Origin of the sequence: Pseudomonas baltica, from assembly GCF_014235765.1 — a bacterium.
In the GTDB taxonomy this organism is placed as follows: domain Bacteria; phylum Pseudomonadota; class Gammaproteobacteria; order Pseudomonadales; family Pseudomonadaceae; genus Aquipseudomonas; species Aquipseudomonas baltica.
Genome location: NZ_JACMYH010000001.1, coordinates 1,126,962 through 1,144,726, shown reverse-complemented (window position 1 = coordinate 1,144,726; position 17,765 = coordinate 1,126,962). Strand labels below are relative to the sequence as shown.

The 17,765-nt window shown below is 61.6% G+C and carries 14 protein-coding genes and 1 pseudogene; 7 read left to right on the top strand and 8 right to left on the bottom strand.

Annotated elements, in window-relative coordinates:
* Positions 1-56: 56 nt before the first annotated feature.
* Together H7993_RS05010 and H7993_RS05005 are read right to left on the bottom strand one after the other, a co-directional pair.
* On the bottom strand, positions 57-1,421 hold the full coding sequence (locus H7993_RS05010; protein ID WP_185793668.1) for an MmgE/PrpD family protein: 1,365 nt from the start codon (positions 1,419-1,421) through the stop codon (positions 57-59).
* Positions 1,422-1,522: 101 nt separating this feature from the next.
* Positions 1,523-2,821, bottom strand: a complete 1,299-nt coding sequence (locus tag H7993_RS05005; protein ID WP_122712927.1) for a CitMHS family transporter — start codon at positions 2,819-2,821, stop codon at positions 1,523-1,525.
* A 259-nt stretch (positions 2,822-3,080) separates the two neighbouring features.
* On the opposite strand from H7993_RS05005, the gene H7993_RS05000 reads away from it, so the two are divergent.
* On the top strand, positions 3,081-3,971 hold the full coding sequence (locus tag H7993_RS05000) for a LysR family transcriptional regulator (RefSeq protein ID WP_122712926.1): 891 nt from the start codon (positions 3,081-3,083) through the stop codon (positions 3,969-3,971).
* A gap of 41 nt (positions 3,972-4,012) precedes the next feature.
* On the opposite strand, the gene H7993_RS04995 is transcribed toward H7993_RS05000, so the two are convergent.
* Positions 4,013-4,900, bottom strand: a complete 888-nt coding sequence (locus H7993_RS04995) for an alpha/beta fold hydrolase (RefSeq protein ID WP_185793667.1) — start codon at positions 4,898-4,900, stop codon at positions 4,013-4,015.
* A gap of 120 nt (positions 4,901-5,020) precedes the next feature.
* On the opposite strand from H7993_RS04995, the gene H7993_RS04990 reads away from it, so the two are divergent.
* A complete protein-coding gene (locus H7993_RS04990; protein ID WP_122713585.1) occupies positions 5,021-5,650 on the top strand; it encodes a DUF1826 domain-containing protein in 630 nt (209 codons plus the stop codon).
* A 16-nt stretch (positions 5,651-5,666) separates the two neighbouring features.
* On the opposite strand, the gene H7993_RS04985 is transcribed toward H7993_RS04990, so the two are convergent.
* Positions 5,667-6,389 (bottom strand): DUF4198 domain-containing protein, encoded by a 723-nt coding sequence (locus H7993_RS04985; RefSeq protein ID WP_122712924.1) that lies wholly within the window; start codon positions 6,387-6,389, stop codon positions 5,667-5,669.
* A 160-nt stretch (positions 6,390-6,549) separates the two neighbouring features.
* Here H7993_RS04985 and H7993_RS04980 point away from each other — a divergent pair, with 160 nt between their 5' ends.
* Positions 6,550-8,658, top strand: coding sequence for a TonB-dependent receptor (locus H7993_RS04980; protein WP_185793666.1), 2,109 nt, complete (start codon positions 6,550-6,552; stop codon positions 8,656-8,658).
* A 29-nt stretch (positions 8,659-8,687) separates the two neighbouring features.
* Here the strand turns inward: H7993_RS04980 and H7993_RS04975 are convergent, their stop codons facing one another.
* The 3 genes from H7993_RS04975 to H7993_RS04965 all read right to left on the bottom strand — a co-directional run bounded on the left by H7993_RS04975 (position 8,688) and on the right by H7993_RS04965 (position 10,795).
* On the bottom strand, positions 8,688-9,479 hold the full coding sequence (locus tag H7993_RS04975; RefSeq protein WP_185793665.1) for a phosphate/phosphite/phosphonate ABC transporter substrate-binding protein: 792 nt from the start codon (positions 9,477-9,479) through the stop codon (positions 8,688-8,690).
* Positions 9,476-10,426 (bottom strand): fatty acid desaturase, encoded by a 951-nt coding sequence (locus H7993_RS04970; RefSeq protein ID WP_185793664.1) that lies wholly within the window; start codon positions 10,424-10,426, stop codon positions 9,476-9,478. Before H7993_RS04970 ends, H7993_RS04975 begins: the two co-directional genes overlap by 4 nt.
* Positions 10,427-10,570: 144 nt before the next feature.
* Positions 10,571-10,795 carry a hypothetical protein gene (locus tag H7993_RS04965; RefSeq protein WP_185793663.1) on the bottom strand — a complete coding sequence of 75 codons (225 nt, stop codon included), beginning with the start codon at positions 10,793-10,795 and terminating at the stop codon, positions 10,571-10,573.
* Between the two features lie 221 nt (positions 10,796-11,016).
* Between H7993_RS04965 and H7993_RS04960 the strand changes: the two genes are divergently transcribed.
* Entirely contained in the window at positions 11,017-12,039 is a 1,023-nt protein-coding gene (locus H7993_RS04960; protein WP_185793662.1) for an aldo/keto reductase, read from the top strand.
* Here H7993_RS04960 and H7993_RS04955 read toward each other — a convergent pair.
* Complete coding sequence (locus H7993_RS04955; RefSeq protein ID WP_185793661.1) at positions 12,030-13,622, bottom strand: putative bifunctional diguanylate cyclase/phosphodiesterase; 1,593 nt, start codon at positions 13,620-13,622, stop codon at positions 12,030-12,032. The two genes, H7993_RS04960 and H7993_RS04955, sit on opposite strands and share 10 nt — an antisense overlap.
* Before the next feature lie 249 nt (positions 13,623-13,871).
* Here H7993_RS04955 and H7993_RS20895 point away from each other — a divergent pair.
* The 3 genes and pseudogenes from H7993_RS20895 to H7993_RS04945 all read left to right on the top strand — a co-directional run.
* Positions 13,872-14,654 (top strand): annotated as a pseudogene (locus H7993_RS20895) (MCP four helix bundle domain-containing protein); the annotation flags it as partial.
* The gene (locus H7993_RS20890; protein ID WP_425311990.1) at positions 14,649-15,512 is read left to right on the top strand and encodes a methyl-accepting chemotaxis protein; all 864 of its coding nucleotides are present in this window, start codon (positions 14,649-14,651) and stop codon (positions 15,510-15,512) included. The pseudogene H7993_RS20895 and the gene H7993_RS20890, both read left to right, overlap by 6 nt.
* A 180-nt stretch (positions 15,513-15,692) precedes the next feature.
* Positions 15,693-17,744: a TonB-dependent siderophore receptor gene (locus tag H7993_RS04945; protein ID WP_185794180.1), complete on the top strand. Its 2,052-nt coding sequence runs from the start codon at positions 15,693-15,695 to the stop codon at positions 17,742-17,744.
* The last annotated feature ends 21 nt before the right edge of the window (positions 17,745-17,765 follow it).

The window sequence follows — 17,765 nt, the reverse complement described above, 5'->3', positions numbered from 1 at the left end:
TCGGCCCTGTGTTCTTCACTACCTGCCCCAGGACGCACTTGGCGTTTTACCAACGTTCAACGCGTCGCGCAAAGATCGCCGATCACCTCGGCGCGGGGCAATTGCTCCATGCGCATGAGGGTATCGCTCAAGGTTGCAACGGCTTGCGTATCCAAGGCCTTGGCCGCGTTGTGGTTGAATTTGGTCATGATGCTCTCCAGAGGGGCTGGCTGGTCGGCGGTCCTGCCGGCCGGACTGTGCGCTCGCACGGTCAGCCGCGTCCCGTTGTGCAATCGAATGTGCAACTCGGTCAGGTAGTTGCCTGGTCTGGCTAGAGAGGGAGTGGGGTGAGGCAGGGCATGTATGCGTTGCATGAGCGCCAGCGCTTCGGCGTCGTTGAAGGCGTTTTCGCTGAAGCTGTCAAGTACGATGCGGCCGTCGATCAGGGCGCGGGCCAGGCAATATTGCACGCTGAATTTGGCATCCAGGCTGGTCCGTAGCAGAGAGCGGTCGACATGGGTCAGACGCAGTGGATGCAGGTAAACCTCGATGCCTGCAACGTCGCGAACCTCGAAAGGGTGGTCACGGCGCAGCGTGAACAAGGCATCGAGGCTGGTGTGTGTGCTGTCGCAGCAGGGGTAGAGCTTGATGCCGATACCTGGCTCCACGATGTCCAGGGGAGCAGCCCAATTCTGCAATGCCAGTGCTGGCGTATAGTTTCCGGGGCCGTTGAACACTTCGAAGAAACCTTGGCGATGTTCGAAGGCATCCAGGCTTGCGGTGAAACCGTTGCGGGTCAAAAGCGCTGCCATCAAGCCGTTCCTGGCGGCATGGCCGACGTGGTAGGGCTTGGCCATGGTGCCGAAGTTGGCCTTGACACCCGAGGCCAACGACACACACAGCGCCAAGGCCATCGAGGTCTGCTGTTCATCGAGGCCAAGCAACCGAGCACTGGCCGCAGCTGCGCCGAACACGCCTAAGGTGGCAGTTGGGTGCCAGCCCTTGTCGTAGTGATGAAAATTGACGCTCTGTGCCAGGCGTGCCTGCGTTTCGAAGCCGGCCACGTAAGCCAGCAACAGCTGGCGGCCGGTGTGTCCCCCTTCTGCAGCCAAGGCCAACAAGGCCGGCAGGATCGGCGCGGTAGGGTGCCCGCCCATGGCGATGTTCACGTCGTCGAAATCCAGCGCATGGGCTGCAGCACCGTTGACCAGGGCCGCGCACAGCGGGTCCAGTCGTTCGTGTCTGCCCAGTACCGGTACTGCGCCGAGGGTGTTCAGTCCCCCGGTCTGCAGCAGCGTGTGCACCACGGGTTCACGTGCGCCTGCCAAGGCACAGCCCACGGTGTCGAGGATGGCGAGCTTGGCATTCCATAAGGCCTGTGGGGATAAGTGCTCGAAGGTCAGACTGCAGGTGCGTGCTGCGATGGCAGAGGTCAGTTTCATTGTGAGTCCAATCGTGAAGGGAGGTATCGACCAGGCGTGTCGGTACCTCGTTCAAGGCCGCATTGCCGGGATGGAGTCAAATTCGCCATGCAGAGCGGGATCTACCTGGAGACGGAGATTGCCCCGGTCAGGACGGCAAAAGTCATGTAGGCCAGCGATGCCAGCAGCACCCATTTCCAGGCAAATTTCTGGAAGTCGCCCAGGTCTGCCTTGATGATGCCGAGCAAGGCCCACAAGGGCGCCGAGGCCGGGCCTATCGAATGGGCCATCTGGCCGATGACGGCGGCACGAGCGATCTCCATGGCGGGGATGTCGTAGCGCGCGGCCATTTCCGCCAGTACCGGCACGATGCCAAAGAAGTACGCGTCGTTGGCCATGAAGAAGCTCAGGGGGATGCCGATCAGCGCGGTGGCCAGTGGGATCAAGGAGCCGAGGTGGCTGGGCAGACTGCCCACGAAGGCTTCGGCCATCGCCGTGGTCATGCCGGTTTGAGTCAAAATCCCCGTGAAGACCCCTGCGCCTAATACCAGCATCACCACAGGCACCGCACTTGCTGCATGCCGCTGAATGACAGCGCCTTGGTCGGCAGCACGTGGCACATTGACGAACAGTGCGATGACGAAACCGGCGATGAACAACACCATGAGGTTGGCTACGCCCAAGACCAGGCACACCAGCAGCAGGACGGTCAGTGCAGCGTTCAATGCCGTCCGCCAGTTGGCGGCGTGCTCGACCTGGCAGCTCTCGGCGATGATCTGCGCTGAAACCTGCGCACTGTGCTGCGGATCGATTGCCTTGCGCGCTTTGCGCCCCAGCACGTAGGCAATGAGGCAGACGAAGGCGCAGGACAGGATCATCGGGCCGAGCATTGCCGCGAAATACTCGCTGGCGTCCAGGTGCAGGATACTGACGGCCCGTGTTGCAGCACCGCCCCAAGGGGTCGTCCCGGACACGGTACCCAGCGCCATGGTGGCGATGGTCGCGATGATCAACGGGTTGATGTGAAGCCTTTTGTAGAGCGGCAGGAAAGCCGAGCAGATGATCATGTAGCTGGTGGTTCCGTCGCCATCCAGGGCGACCAGACAGGCGAGGACGGCGGTGCCCACGCAGATATTGACTGGGTCACCTTTGGATATGCGGATGATCAGTCGCGATAGCGGATCGAACAAGCGCGCATCCATCATCAAGCCGAAATACAGCACGGCGAACAACAGCAACACGGCAGTGGGTGCTACCGTCTTGATGCCGGCGGCGATCATTTCGCCCAGCTGTGCGCCCTGGCCGGTAAACAGCAGGAAAAATGCTGGCACGACTATGATCGCGACGAAGGCCGTCATCCATTTGCGGATGACGCACAGCATGAACACACCCAAGGTGGCAAAACCGAGGAGAGCCAACATGTTGGTGCTCCTCAGCAGGCGTCGAATGGGACAGGAACAATAAAGGGGACGGGCGGATGGGGCAGGCAGTGATCTGTCTGCGAGACCAGGTTGTGTCGTGGGTTCATGAGCGGTGCCTTTTGTTTTTATTGTGTCTGGGTAGTGCTGCTGACGAGAATTGCAGCACTTGATAAAAAGATATCAACGCCAGGTCGTTAAGCCTAACGACAAATGCTAAACACAGATTGAAGTCTGGCTTAATAGCTAATAGGCTCTTTCCATGAAGCTCGATATCGAAAAACTCAGAGTGGTGGCACAAGTCGGCAGAGTCGGCTCGATGACCGCTGCCGCACGCAGCTTGCACCTGACCCCCTCCGCGGTTTCTCAAACGGTACAGCGTGTGGAAAGCGTCATCGGACTGCCACTGTTCGAGCGTCGACCCCATGGCATGGCGCTTACCGATGCCGGGGAGCGGGTCATGCGCCGGGTCAACCTGATCGAGGCACAGATGGCGCAGCTCGAGACGGAACTGCGCAGTGTTGCCGAAGGCCGCGCCGGCCACCTGTCGCTGGGGGTGTTTCCGACGCTGGGGTCTTCATTGTTGCCGCGAATTGTCATGCAGTTCAGGGCGCGGCATCCGACCATCACCTTGGATGTGCGCAGCACTCGTCTGGTGGCGCTGCGTCAACTCATCGGCTCGGGTGAGCTCGATCTGGCCATTACTTGGACATACCCGTGGCTGAACGAACCTGGGTCGACCTTGCAGCTACGCACGGACCCTACGGTGGTATTGCTGCCAGCAGGGCACGCAATGGCGCAGGAGGCAGGACCTCTGAACCTGGCTCAGCTCGCCAAGGAGGCTTGGGTGTGCCGGTCCGATGGTCATGAAATCACCGAGCTGCTGCACCGCACCGCTGCCCAGTGCAAGTTCACGCCACGCATCGCCCTGTTGGCCAACGACTATCAGGAAACCCAGGCAATGGTCGCTGCAGGGTTGGGCGTGGCGCTTGCACCGAAACTGTCCACCACCACCTGCAGGGCGGATATAGTCGTTCGCGATCTGGATGATTCCGTGGCATCAAGGCAATTGCATCTGGTGCAGGCACCCAATCGAAGCAGCCCGGCGGTCGAGCCTATGATCGAGCTGCTGCGCACGCTCTTGAGTGAATAGACACCCGACACCAATCGATGGGCCACACCATGGTAGGGGCCTCACGGCCCTGACAGGCTCAGCACCGCCCGGGCGAATGCCTCCGGTGCCTCCTGCGGGACGTTGTGGCCCACGCCTTCGAGGATTGATCGACGAACAGGGCCGCTGAATCGGCGTAGCGCCTGCTGCTCATCCTGAACCGGGGTGACACCGTCGCAAGCACCGGCCAGGATGACCGTTGGCACGGCAATGACGGGTTGCTTCGCCAGCCTCTGTTCGATGGCCGCGTACTGCGCATCGCCGTCGACCAGTCCGAAGCGATGGCGATAGGAGTGCGTGACCATGTCGACGAAGTCGGGAGTGTGGAACGACTGCGCCGAGGCCAAAAACACCTCATCGGTGAATGCCCAGGTCGGCGACCATAGTTGCCACAGCAGCTTGCAGAAGGCATCCCGGTCGGCTTCAAGGCCTGCGTAGCCACGGGCGCCGTGCAGGTAGTACTGATACCACAAGCGCTGTTCGGCTTGCGGGGCGGCGGGGCGGGTCGCATGGGCAATGTCCTGGATGTTGTAGCCCGGCTCGCAACTGACCATTCCCACGACGCGCTCGGGCCACAGGGCGGACACCACGCACGCTGCGCGGCCACCCCAGTCGTAGCCGGCAAGTACGGCCTGGGAAATTTTCAAAGCATCCAATAATGCCAGCAGGTCCGACCCCAAGGCTGCTTGCTCACCCGAGCGAGGCGTGTTTGCGTCGATGAAATGCGTGCCCCCGTATCCGCGCAGGTAGGGGACGATGCATCGGCAACCGGCAGCGGTGATCCGTTCGGCCACCGCGTCGTAGGCGCGGATGTCGTAGGGGAAGCCATGCAACAGCACGACCGCAGGCCCATCGGCTGGGCCAAGGTCCCGGTACGCGACGTTGAGCACGCCTGCTTGAATCTGTTTCACTGGCTCATCCTTCTTTGGGTGATAAAGCTGTGACAACGGCGCGACTGTCACATCTCGTTGGATCATGGGCGTGGTTATTGATATGTTATGTTATATCTATTCATATCCTCCACTGATGCGATGTATGCCATGCCCGCCACCCCCCATTACATTCAGTCGCCCGAGCCCGCCGTGCTGGCGGAGATCCTGCGCGACGACATAAACCTGGCCATCTGGACGCGGCAATTTTCGCCCGCGATCGCGAGTTTCACTGATGCGTTGTTGTGCCGTGACGATCCACTATCGGAGTCGCGAGTGATTGAGTTACAGGGGGAAGAGCCCCCGGATCTGGTCGGGCTGGCTGCCGCTTTCGCTCAGTGTGAGGGTTACGCCGAGTTCGTCGAGGATGTTGCCTGGTTGATCCAGGCCTACGGTTGCCTGTTGGGCGCCGAGCGTATCGGCCTGCGTCTGCGCATTCTGGACAAGGCGATGTGTCCGCGTTATCACGTCGATCGGGTCTCCGTGCGCTTGATCACGACGTACGCTGGCCGGGGCAGCGAATGGCTCGAAGAGGGTGCGATGCCCAGGGCGGGGCTGGGGCAGGCCGGGTCCGAACCGGTGGATGCACCGCACAAGCTGCTGGCGGCTGACGTGGCCTTGTTCAAGGGTGAGCGATGGATGAGCAACGAAGGGCGCGGAATCATTCATCGCTCGCCGCAGGCACGGGCTGGCGAGCGCCGCCTGATCATGACGCTGGATTGGTTGAAATGAAGGGCGGCTCGCGGACTCAGTGTTGGTGTGCCTTGCCGACAAAGGTCAGCGAGGTGAAGAGGCTGCGCTCTGAAACGTCCTTGCGATCGACCGCGGCTACCTTGGCTTGAGCCGCGATGACGTTCAACCCGGCGTTGCGCACGGTGACGGTGGCGCGACCTCGTGCATCGGTGACGACGCTACTGGCGTCCGACATGCCTCGGTAGTCATCGAGCAGGGCGATGCCACCGGCCGGCTTGCCATCGATCGTCAGTTCAACGGGTAATGGATTACCGACGCCTACTTCGCTCGGATCTTTCAACGGCCGAATGACCATGGCCAATTTCAGCGCGTCGGGCACCTGCGCGTGTGCTTTCAGGATCGCCAGGCTGTACTTGTAGCTGTGACTGGCGCTGACGGCGCCAGGTACGTCAGCCATGGGCTTGTTCACCGATTCTCCCTGAGCGTTCTTGCTCCAGACACCGTTGTCCAGGGCAACGGCGAGCACGGCGGGCTGCGCGGCTGGATGCAGGCGCGCGTGGTCGCCGAGCTTCTCGACCGTCACCGGGATCATTTGTCCGCGTTCATCGTAGGCCCATGCGCCTTTGACCTTATCCGCGGCATAGGCCTGGTCTTCTGCGCCGTGCCCGTAGACGACGTCCAACTGGCCGTAGCGTTGTTCGGTCCAGATACCATGGGCATACGCACCTTGGGCGCTGAGAAGGGTTGCAGCGGCAAGCAATGACAAAGCAATTTTCATGGGTTTTCCCTAGTGTTCTGCAGGGGTTGAACCGTGCGCATCGAACGATGCCGATAGGCATCGCGGGTGCAGCACGGCAATCGTGTAGGGCGCTTCTGGTCAACGGACATTTTCGGTTGTAATCTTGTCACGTTATATCATAACGTAGGTAGAATTATTCATGTACGGATATGCGAATCACTTCAGGCGCCTGGCATTCGCTGGCGCGGCGCTGACTGGCAGCGTTGGTTTCTACACGCCGCTGGCGGCACAGGAGTCGGAACCACCAGGGCCTACCGAGTTGGGCCTTGTCGAGATTTCTGGCGATCGATACGGCACGGGTATAGCGCAACCGCTGGTGCGCAATCGGATCAGCACGGCCTCGCAAAGCCTGCCGACTGCCGTCTCGACGATAACCGAAGAAGAGATCCGCACCCTCAACGTGGATCGCGATATCTCCAACATCTACCGACGGGTGCCGGGCGTGGTAGCCAACAACATCGATCAGGGGGACACCGGTAACGGTTTTCGCATGCGCGGGTTCGCCACCAATGGCACCCACGGGGCCGACGTGGCGGTGTCGGTGGACGGGGTGCCGCAGAACATTCCCTCAAGTCAGGGCGGGGCAGGGCATGGTCCCGTATTTCTGGAATGGCTCACCCCGCAGATGATCAAGCATGTGGACGTCATCAAAGGCCCGGTGTCGGCACTGTACGGCGATCAGAATCGGGCAGGCGCCGTGAACATCGAAACCTTGGACGGCAGTGACGTCGCGTCCAGCATCGGGGTGGATGTCGCCAGCTTCGATGGCCAGCGGACTAACGTGGTACTAGGCGGTGAACATGAAGGCCTCGCGTCACTGTTGGTGACTGACCTCTACAGGACCAACGGATACCGCAAGGCCGCCGAAAACCAGCGCGACAACTATTTCTGGAAGCTTTCCAAAGTCATTGGCGATGCGAAATACTCGGCGCGGTTCAGCCATTACGAATCGGACTTCAGGAATGACGGCTATCTGAGCCTGCCCGCATTGAAGGCGGGCACCGTCGGCCGCCGCGATACCGACAACCTGTATGGCTTCGGCAACGCCAATCGCAATACCTACGTGTTCAATCGGTCGCCGGCCGAGGGCGAGGCGGGCCTGTACTACACGGCCTATTACGAAGACTTCAGGCGCGTACGCGGCATCTCCAACGGCACGAACACACATAACTATGGCAAGGACGATCGTGACATCTACGGTGGTCGCCTGGCCTATAACTTCGTGTATGAAGACACGGCATCGCTCATGGTCGGTACGGACGTGCGTCGCGACAAAGGCGATGCCTTTCGCCAGCAGTACCGCAACTTCCAGCCCACGCAAAACTTCTACTACGACTTCGACATGGACCTCATCACCTATGGGGTCTTCGCGCAGGGCCAGTACAAGCCCATCGATTCGCTCAAGTTGCTCGCCGGTATCCGTCACGATCGGTTCGACTACGATATCGACAACCTGAAGTTTCGAGACGCCAGTACCGGCTACAACAGCTCGGTGACAACGCCCAGGTTCGGCGTGGCATGGACACCGATCGATCAGCTCGAACTGTTCACCAATGTGGCTCAGGGTTTCCGCTCCCCAGCGGCGGAGTACATCAGTTCAGGCAGCAGCAGTGCGCTTCCGCTCAGGGACACGGGTGGACAGATAAACGGCAGCGTACGCCCCAGCAAGGTCAAGTCCTACGACGTGGGTTTTACCCTGCGGCCTACCGATAGCCTGTCCAGTACCACCGAGTTCTATTACATCCAGAACGACAGCGAGACCGTGCAAACCTCGCCGGGTGTGTACGAGCAAGTAGGTGACACCACGCGCAAAGGGCTGGAGACCAGTGTCAACTATCAAGCCACGTCGACCGTCAGTACCTACATCAGTTATGGCCGGATCATCGATGCGGTCATCACCAACCCGGCGCCGGGTATCGGTGCGCGACTGGTCGTGCCGGAGCACACCTACAAGGCGGGCGTTCAGTATCGAGACGGGTTCATGGGTGGGCAAGTTACATTGAATGCCGATGCTTATCATCTGGGCGGCATTCCCTATTACGTCGGCACTGGCAGGAAGACCATGCCTGCCTACACGCGCTATGACCTGCGCGCCAGCTACGACTACAGCGATTACCAGTTCAGTGTCTACGGCACTTTTCAGCCCCACCGGTATGGCAGCGAAGTGGCCTATGGCACCAACAGCGGCCTGGTGATCGTGCCTCAGCCATCAACCACCCTGGGCGCATCGGTAAGGTACTTTTTCTGACGGCCAGGGTCGGCCCAAGCGATGCGAGGCTACCACAGCTCGGCTTGTCCGATATGCCGCCGCGCCTTGTCCCGATACTCCAGCAATACTTCGTAATCGGCGAAGGCCGTTTCCTGCACGGTCGTTATAGCCAACACTGCCGCAACCTCTGGCAGATGTGCCAGTGCCGCATTCATGGCCTCGCGCAGCAAGCCTGGCTCTGGCCCGTGGAGGCTGGTGACATACGGCAATGTCGGCGCATTGGCCGTACGTTCCACGACCCGCACGCCGGCGACTTCATTCGGGGCATGGCGAGCCAGGTAGGCAAAGGTCACGCTGTCGATGGCCGCCAGGTCGGCGATGCCTGTGGCGACGTGGGCAATGCTCTGGCGATGACTGCCAGTCGCTAGAGCGCTTTTGAAGAACCGACCCTCCCGCACATGGGGGATCAGCGCATGGCGCAGCAGGTTCATGCCACTGTTGGAGTCGAGGCTGTTGTAGGCGCCCCGGCAATCGAAGAATTCGGCGAGGGTCTGCCGTGGGTCATCGAGGCGAGCGATCAGCAGGCTGCAATGTTGTCCGGCCTGTGCCTCGGGTAGCGCGAAATGAGGTCGGCCGACGATACGGACCCGATGCTTGAGTTCGGTGATCAAAGGCAAGCCGCAGGTCTGCGCCAACAGCAGTCGTGGATGCAGCCACAGCTCCGCGAGTGAACCCGGCCAGGGCGTGGGGCGGTCGGTGCCCAGCAACTGCAGGGTTTCCTCCAGCCAGCGGCGGTACGCCTCGCCGACTACGGCGGGCGCAGGATACATGGGCAGTGCAGCGATCACGTCGGTGCTCATGGCTGGGTGCCTCGACCTAGAGGATGCAGAGGACTGTCGACGGGGGACACGGCATAACGCCGAAACAGCTCGCTGTAGCCATTGACCAAAAAATGTCCGCTGCGTTGCAGCCAGTCCGTGCGGCGCTCGCGGTACACGCGGGGCAGGTAGTACCAAGGCAACCCCGGCAGGTCGTGATGCACCAGGTGCAGGTTGAGGTTGAGAAACAGCCAGCGCCAGGGCCAGCCCGCTTCGTTGAGCACCGAGCGCTGCTCGGGTGCCTCGGCAGGGCGATGTTCGTAGTAGGAACGGACCATGGACAGCGCCAGCGCCAGAACGCTCGCCAGCAGGTAATCGAAGACAGCCACGCCTTGGGCGCTGATGAACCCGAACAGCGCCAGCACGCAGAGCAGATGAGTGACCCACATCAGCCACGCTTGCGCCTCGCCGCGCAACAGGCGCGCGCACTGCTCGTGAATCAAACCGGCAAGCGCCAGGGCCGGGCCTACGCAGAGACGGCCCAGCAGGGTCTTGTTCAGCCAGTGCAGCGTCCGGCCGGGCCCCGCGCTGCCTGACCAGGCCCGGGCATCGAGGTATCGGCTTTCCGGGTCGTCGCGCGGCAGCGTGATCGTTTCGTCGCGGTGATGGGCCAGATGGCTGTCGCGGTACAGCGTGTAGGGGTACCAGATGGCCAGCGGGGCATAGCCCAGGACCTTGTTGACGCTGCGCCAGCGGGTAGGGTGGCCGTGCAGAAGTTCATGCTGCAGCGACATCCACAGGGTAAGCAGCGGCACCAGCAGCAGTACGGTGAGCGGTCGCCCGATGAACGAACCGAATTCGATCAGCGCCCACCAGGCGCCATAGGTGCCGAGCAGCAGTAACCAGGTCGGCCAGTCGCTGCGCGCGGTCCAGGTGTTCTGCAGTTGCAGGATCGACTGGCGGTGATGGGAATCGAGATAATTGGGCATAAGGACGACACGAATGCTGATCGGTATGTCGTCGACACTAGCATTGGTGCTTATGCCTGGATAATCACTAAATGGTTTCAGTAAATTCCTGAATGGAATAAGAGGCTTGTATACTGGACTTTGTGGGATACGAGGCTTTTCGAGCTACGCCGCCTTGGCCATCCTGGACGCGGCCCCTTTTAGATCTTGAATGGACAGGGCCAGAGCGCCCGCCTGGTTTTCAACGAGCAAGACATCATCTATGAGATGGTCGATGTTTCTGCTGCGCAGAAACAGGGCGTGGCCGCGGAGCATTTGGTAGATCATTTCCAACTGAAGTGCCGCGTCATGGACGTCTTCCTGCATTTCAGTGATGTGGGTGGTGGGCATGCGGTGCTCCGAGGGCTCTATCGGTGTTTTGGCGTCCTGGCCACGGGATGAGCGTTGTTTCATTTGAGTGTGATCAGTCTATCGGCCACGGCCCGCGCAGCTTAAATAGTCTTTTCCGATAGAGGCTATAGGCCAGTATGTTGCTGGATTGGATCGGATACGCCAGCATCGAGGGACAGGGCCTTGCATGGCCGCCGGTTTTGCCAAGAGAGGACTTTTCGATGAGCGACGTCAGATACCGCCGCCTGGGCCGCCATGGCCTGCAGGTTTCCGAAATCACCCTGGGTACGATGATGTTCGGCGGCCAGACCGACGACGCCACCGCCAAGCGTATCGTCGACGATGCCTTGGAGCAGGGCATCAATGCCATCGACACGGCGAACAATTACAACGACGGCGCTTCGGAAATCGCGGTGGGCAAGCTGATCGCCGGCCAGCGCTCGCGTTGGGTGCTGTCGAGCAAGTTCGTCAACCCCAACCCCGGCGTGCAAGGGCCGAATGGGCGCGGGGCTTCGCGCCATAGCGTGATCGAGTCGGTGGAAGGCAGTCTGCGCCGCTTGCAGACCGATTACCTCGACCTCTACTACGTGCACCGTGAAGACCCTTTCACGCCGGTGGAAGAAACCGTGCGCGCCTTGGCCGATCTGATTCGCGCCGGCAAGATCCGCGGCTACGGGCTGTCGAACCACAGCAGTTGGAAGCTTGCCGAATTCTGCCGGGTGGCAGACCTGCTGGGGGTCGAGCGGCCGACCGTGAGCCAGCCACTGTACAACCTGGCCAATCGGCAGATCGAAGCCGAGCATCTGCCGGCAGCCGAGCATTATGGCATCGGCGTGGTGTCCTACAGCCCGCTGGCGCGAGGCGTGCTGACCGCCAAGTACGACCCCGGTGCCGAACCGGGTGTCGACACGCGGGCGGGGCGCAGCGACCCGCGCCTGCAGCAGACCGAGTGGCGCCCAGAGTCGCTGAACCTGGCGCAACGCATCAAGGATCACGCCCAGGCTCGTGGCATCACCTCGGGGCAGTTCGCGCTGGCCTGGGTGCTCAACAACCTATTGATCAGCTCGGCCATCGCCGGGCCTCGCACCGAACAGCAATGGCGCGACTATGTGCCGGCGTTGCAGTACCGGTTCACCGCAGAGGACGAGGCTTTCATCGACGCCCTGGTGGTGGCGGGCCATAGCTCGACGCCTGGCTACACCGACCCGAGCTACCCGGTGACCGGGCGTCGGGTTCAGTTCTGAGCCGCGGCGCAGACCGTCAACGGGGCATGGACGGCGGCGGCGATGGTGCTCCCTGCCTGTGGGCGGCCATATAGATAGCCCTGGGCATAGTGGCAACCATTTTCCGCCAGCCATTTCGGCAGGTAGGGCAGGTGGAAGTCCTCGATGCCTTCGGCCGTGACTTTCATTTTCAGGCTGCGTGCCATCCCCAGGATGGCTTCCACCATGGGCAGGTGGTCAATGCTGCCGGCCTCGAAGAAGGACCGGTCTATCTTGATCTTGTCGATGGACAGCCGCGTCAGATGGTACAGGCCCGAATAGCCGATGCCGAAGTCGTCCAGCGCCACGCTGATGCCGTAGGCGTGCAGCTTGCTCAGGTTCCGCTGGGCGGCGTCGAGGTTGCCCACCAGCGCTTCTTCCGTGATCTCCACTTCGAAGCGCTCGTACGGGAAGCGTTCATGCCTGAGTTGCTCGGCCAGGCGATCGGGGAACAGCTCGTCGGTGATCATGGTGGCGCTGACATTGAGCGACAGGTGCAGTGTGTCGTCCCAGAAGCTGGCCGCCCTGCAGGCCTGCTTGACCAGTGAGCGGGTCATGGCCGGAATCAGGCCAAGGCGCTCCAGTATCGGGATGAAGTCGGTAGGCATGCCGGTGCTGCCGTCGGGCCGGGCCCAGCGTGCGAGCACCTCGAAGCCTACGATCGTCTGCGACGGAAGGGTGACGATGGGTTGGAAGAACGGCACGATTTCTTCGCGCTCCACCGCGTGCCTGAGGGCTTGGTCGAGGTCGGCTTGGGCCCGCAGCTGCCGCTCGTATTCGTTGTCGTAGAAATTGAACATGGAGCGGCCAGCGTTCTTTCCCCGGTACATCGCCGTATCGGCGCAGTGCAGCAGTGCGGACGCCTCGGTGGCATCGATCCAGGAACGCGATATGCCAATGGTCGCGCCCAGCCGCACGGGGGTGGAGGGTTCGACAAAGGCCTCGCTGACCCGCTGGATGGTCGTTGCGGCAATGTCGCTCAACTCGCGCTCATCCCTGTAGTCCAGAAACAGCAGGCAGAATTCATCCCCACCCAGTCGGGCGGCGGTGCCACCGTGCAAGCGTGCGATGTGCTTGAGCCGGTCGGCCACCTCGACCAGCACGCCGTCTCCGCCAGAGTGGCCATGCTGGTCGTTTATGGCTTTGAAGTGGTCCAGGTCGATCAGCATGATCGATATGCAACGGTGCTGTGCAAGCCGTTCGCACAGCAGGTCCATGAAGCCGCGACGGTTGATCAAGGCGCTGAGGGAGTCGTACTTGGCCAGGGTTTCGGTTTGAAACTGGATCCGCTGCAGACGCCGGTAGCTGAGTTGAGTACTGGTGACCATGCGCTTGAGCACGATGGTCGGCACGATCAGCGAAATCATCGAGAACCCCGAAGATGTCAGCACGAAACGCCACCGTTCGGCATCTTCGAAGTCACCGTCGTAGGGCAGGTTCAGCCAGTGCATCACATAGGCTTCGAGGTGGAACTCCCACAGGATGGAGAGCCCCACGATCGTGAGCAGCGTCAGCGACAGAAGCATCGGCAAGCGGCATGGATTACGGCGGTTGAGGTCGTTCATGGGCGGCATCGGAAGGTCATGCGGATAGAGTGATATCAGACAGCCATCATCTCATAAGCGTTCATACCGCTGATCGTATGGCAGGTGCATTTGGTCGCCACGACAGAAGGTAGGGCCAAGTGGCCACACGGCCTGCGAACACTATTCAAGCTTCCTGCGGCAATGCCGATAGCGGGTTCATACCGCCCACGACGCTAAGGAAAGTGCCGAACCCGGGGCTTTTTTTGGTGGACCTGACAGGATACCTGTATGACGTGGCTTCGCGATGCAAAGTTATCTTCCAAACTGATTGCGGCCTTCGGGTTGTGTGCGTTCATTACCCTGGGCGTCGGCATGCTGGGTAGCCGCGGCGTCAGTCAGCTGTCGGACAGCCTCAAAGGGGTGTTCTCTAACAACCTGGTGTCGGTTGCCAAGACGGCCGAAGCCAAGAGCAAGGCGATTGCCCAGCTCAAGGACCTGTACGCCCTGATCGCCGCCCATGCGGAAAACGATTCGCAAAGCGTCAAGGACTCGATTCGCCAGAGTATGAACACCAACTTGGCTGACAGCGAGAAGGCTTTTGCGGCGTACCGCAAGACGCCACAGGCCGACGACGAGCGTGCCGCCGGCGACAAGATGGAACGTGACTGGCCGCTGTATCAGGCGCAGCTGCAGAAGGTACTGTCGGTGCTGGACACCGGCGATGTTTCAGCGGCGCGCTCGCTCATGTCGGGGGAGATCCAGCCGGCCTATCGCACCGTCATGGACGAGTTGACCGTGATGGTCGAGTCGAACAACCGGCAGATCCAAGAAGGCGCGCGTGACGCCGACGAGCAGGAGCGGGCGGCGATCACCGTGCTTTATATCGGTATCGCACTGGCCTTTCTGGCAGCACTGGCACTGGGGCTGTTCATGAGCCGCCTTATCAGCAGGCCCATCGCCACCGCGGTGGCCAGCGCGAAATTGATCGCCAAGGGTGATCTGACCCACAGCATTGGCAGCTCGGCCCGTGACGAGACCGGGCAGCTGCTCGCCGCGCTCGGCGAAATGCAGGAAGGCCTCAAGGCCACCATCCACCAGATTGCCGACGCCTCGAATCAACTCGCTTCGGCAGCCGAAGAGTTGAACGCGGTCACTGAAGACGGCAGCCGTGGGCTGTTGCGTCAGAACGACGAGATTCAGCAGGCGGCCACGGCCGTCACCGAGATGACGTCGGCCGTGGAAGAGGTCGCGCGCAACGCCATCTCCACCTCGGAAGCCTCGAAGACCGCCAGCAGCCAGGCCACCGATGGCCTGACGCAGGCGCGCAATGCCGTGGAAGCGGTGAACAATGCCACCATCGAAATCCAGTCCTCGACCACCATCGTGGAAGACCTGGCGGTTCAGGTGCGCGATATCGGCAAGGTGCTCGACGTGATTCGCGGTATCGCCGAACAGACCAATCTGCTGGCCCTCAACGCGGCCATCGAAGCGGCCCGCGCCGGCGAACAGGGGCGTGGTTTCGCGGTGGTTGCCGACGAGGTCAGGGCACTGGCGGCGCGTACCCAGTCGTCCACGGGCGAGATCGAAAGCATGATCGGTGCGGTGCGTTCGCGGGCAGACCAGGCAGTCGCTGCCATGGGCAAGAGCCAGGGGCTGGTAGGGGACACTCAGGTATTGGCCAAGGCCACCGGCGATGCGCTGCAATCCATCGCCACCGGGATCGCGCAGATCAACGATCGCAACCTGGTCATCGCCAGCGCCTGCGAAGAGCAGGCCCACGTGGCTCGTGAGGTCGACCGGAATCTGATCAACATCCAGGACCTGTCGACGCAGACGGCGGCAGGCGCTCACCAGACCAGCGCATCTACCCAGGATCTGTCGCGCCTGGCCATCTCGTTCAACGATCTGGTGGGTCGCTTCCGTCTCTGAATTCGTCTGCGAAGTAGTAAAAAATCGTACAACCGATTCAGCAAAAGCTCACGATAGTCCGTACAATTGAGATGGGACGCATTCGCGTCTTCTATCCAGTACGGAGTTACACGCGTGGTCAAGTCGTTGAATCGGGCCCATTCCTGGGTGCTGTTGTGCTCAGTCCTGCCTTGCCTGGCCATGGCGGCCACCGAGCTGCCCTCCAGTGTCATCCAGGCCAGCGGCGAAGGTGAGGGCGATGACGGCTACGCCCGCGTGCGCGGCGAAACCGCCAGCAAGAGCGCCACGCAGAACCGTGATGAAGCGCAGACCATCAATTCGGTAACGGCGCGCACGCTGGATGACTACCAGGTCAAGGATTTGAACGACGCGATGCGCTTCGTCAGCGGTGTGACCCAGACCAACACCCTGGGCGGCACCAAGGATGCGCTGATCAAGCGCGGGTTTGGCAGCAACGACGACAACTCGATCCTGCGCGACGGCATCCGCTCGGCCATCGGTCGCAACCTGGGGGCGACCACCGATCATGTGGAAGTGCTCAAGGGGCCGGCCTCGCTGATGTATGGCGCGCTCGAACCGGGCGGGGTCATCAACGTCGTCAGCAAGCAGCCGCAGTTCACCCGCAGCACCACCCTCGGCGCATCCGGCTTCAGCGAGGGCGGCGGTTCGCTGTCGCTGGACACCACCGGCCCGCTGGGCGATACCGATCTGGCCTACCGGCTGGTGGCCGAGCGCAGCCACGAGGATTACTGGCGCAACTATGGGACCGACGAGCACACCCTGATCGCTCCGTCGATTGCCTGGGTCGGTGAGCGGGCCAGTGCTTCGCTGGCCTATACCTACAACGACTACGCCAGCCCGTTCGACCGTGGCACCGTGTTCGTCGCTGGGCGACCCGCCGACATCAGCTACCGCGACCGCCTCGACGAGCGCTGGGCCAAGACCGTGGGCATCAGCCAGAGCACCACAGCGAAGTTCGAATACCAGCTGGGGGACGCCTGGCGCAGTCGCCTGACCTACGGTTGGACCCAGGATCGCTACAGCCTGGCCATCGCTCAACCCAACACGCTCACCGGCAACACGCTGCGGCGCATCGCCAATGGCGGTCACTACGATTACGAAAGCCGCTACACCGCGCTGGACCTGATCGGCGACCAGCAGCTGTTCGGCCAGCGGCATGAAATCGTGGTGGGCCTGGACAACGAGTCGCTGGACAAATACCGCGGCAAGACCTACCGCAACGCCAATACCGCCGCCGGCAATATCGACATCCGCAACCCGGGCTATGGCCGTCTGGCCGAGCCGGTCACGGTCAGCGCGGCGCAGAGCAATGCCGAGAACAACCTGGTCACCACATCCCTGTACTTCAAGGATAACTGGCACCTCAACGATCGCTGGATCCTGGTGTTCGGTGGGCGTCAGGCGCATTGGGACCAATACAGCGATCAGGGCCTGGGCCGCTCGTACGCGCCCGGTGCCGATTCCAACGGCGACGAATTCATTCCCTTTGGCGGGATCGTCTACCAGCCCAGCGAAACGGTGGCACTGTATGCCAACTACAGCCGCTCGTTCGTGCCCAACGACGCCGACGATGCAGGCAACAGCTTCAAGCCCACCGAGGGTCGCAGCTACGAAGCCGGGGTCAAATACACGCCGACCGCTGCGCTGAACGTGAACCTGGCGGTGTATGACATCGAGAAGAAGAACCTGGTCAACAGCGTGCTGCAGAGCAATGGCGACAGCCTCGACGAGGCGGTCGGCAAGGCGCGCTCGCGCGGTGTCGAGCTGGATGTCACCGGGCGGATAGCCGAGAACTGGAGTGTGATCGGCACCTATGCCTACAGCCACACCGAAGTGCTGAAGAACGCCGAAGCGCCCGAGCAGGAAGGCAATCGTCTGCCCAACGCGCCGATGCACACGGCCAGCCTGTACCTGACCCATCATCTGGCCTTGCCCGCGCAGACCGGCCAGTGGCATGTGGGCGCAGGCGCGCGCTACGTGGGCGAGCGGCCGGGCGACAGCGCCAACAGTTTCTGGATGGACAGCTACACCCTGGCCGACGCTTTCGTGCGCTGGGACCTGCCCACCCAGGGTTACGAAACGCGCCTGCAGCTGAACATCGATAACCTGTTCAACAAGCAGTATTACCCAGCCACCACCGGCAGCAGCACGCTGCAGGTGGAAGAGGGCGCGTTGCGCACGGCACGTCTGACGGCGACCGTGAAGTTCTGAGACGCGAATGCGTCTGCGGCC

Excerpts from the sequence above, each read along its gene's own strand:
- H7993_RS04965 (WP_185793663.1), bottom strand. The coding sequence starts at position 10,795 with ATGCCCACCACCCACATCACTGAAATGCAGGAAGACGTCCATGACGCG.
- H7993_RS04985 (WP_122712924.1), bottom strand. The coding sequence starts at position 6,389 with ATGAAAATTGCTTTGTCATTGCTTGCCGCTGCAACCCTTCTCAGCGCC.
- H7993_RS04980 (WP_185793666.1), top strand. The coding sequence starts at position 6,550 with ATGTACGGATATGCGAATCACTTCAGGCGCCTGGCATTCGCTGGCGCG.
- H7993_RS04955 (WP_185793661.1), bottom strand. The coding sequence starts at position 13,622 with ATGAACGACCTCAACCGCCGTAATCCATGCCGCTTGCCGATGCTTCTG.
- H7993_RS05005 (WP_122712927.1), bottom strand. The coding sequence starts at position 2,821 with ATGTTGGCTCTCCTCGGTTTTGCCACCTTGGGTGTGTTCATGCTGTGC.
- H7993_RS05010 (WP_185793668.1), bottom strand. The coding sequence starts at position 1,421 with ATGAAACTGACCTCTGCCATCGCAGCACGCACCTGCAGTCTGACCTTC.
- H7993_RS04990 (WP_122713585.1), top strand. The coding sequence starts at position 5,021 with ATGTATGCCATGCCCGCCACCCCCCATTACATTCAGTCGCCCGAGCCC.
- H7993_RS20890 (WP_425311990.1), top strand. The coding sequence starts at position 14,649 with ATGCAGGAAGGCCTCAAGGCCACCATCCACCAGATTGCCGACGCCTCG.
- H7993_RS04960 (WP_185793662.1), top strand. The coding sequence starts at position 11,017 with ATGAGCGACGTCAGATACCGCCGCCTGGGCCGCCATGGCCTGCAGGTT.
- H7993_RS04975 (WP_185793665.1), bottom strand. The coding sequence starts at position 9,479 with ATGAGCACCGACGTGATCGCTGCACTGCCCATGTATCCTGCGCCCGCC.
- H7993_RS04970 (WP_185793664.1), bottom strand. The coding sequence starts at position 10,426 with ATGCCCAATTATCTCGATTCCCATCACCGCCAGTCGATCCTGCAACTG.
- H7993_RS05000 (WP_122712926.1), top strand. The coding sequence starts at position 3,081 with ATGAAGCTCGATATCGAAAAACTCAGAGTGGTGGCACAAGTCGGCAGA.
- H7993_RS04945 (WP_185794180.1), top strand. The coding sequence starts at position 15,693 with ATGGCGGCCACCGAGCTGCCCTCCAGTGTCATCCAGGCCAGCGGCGAA.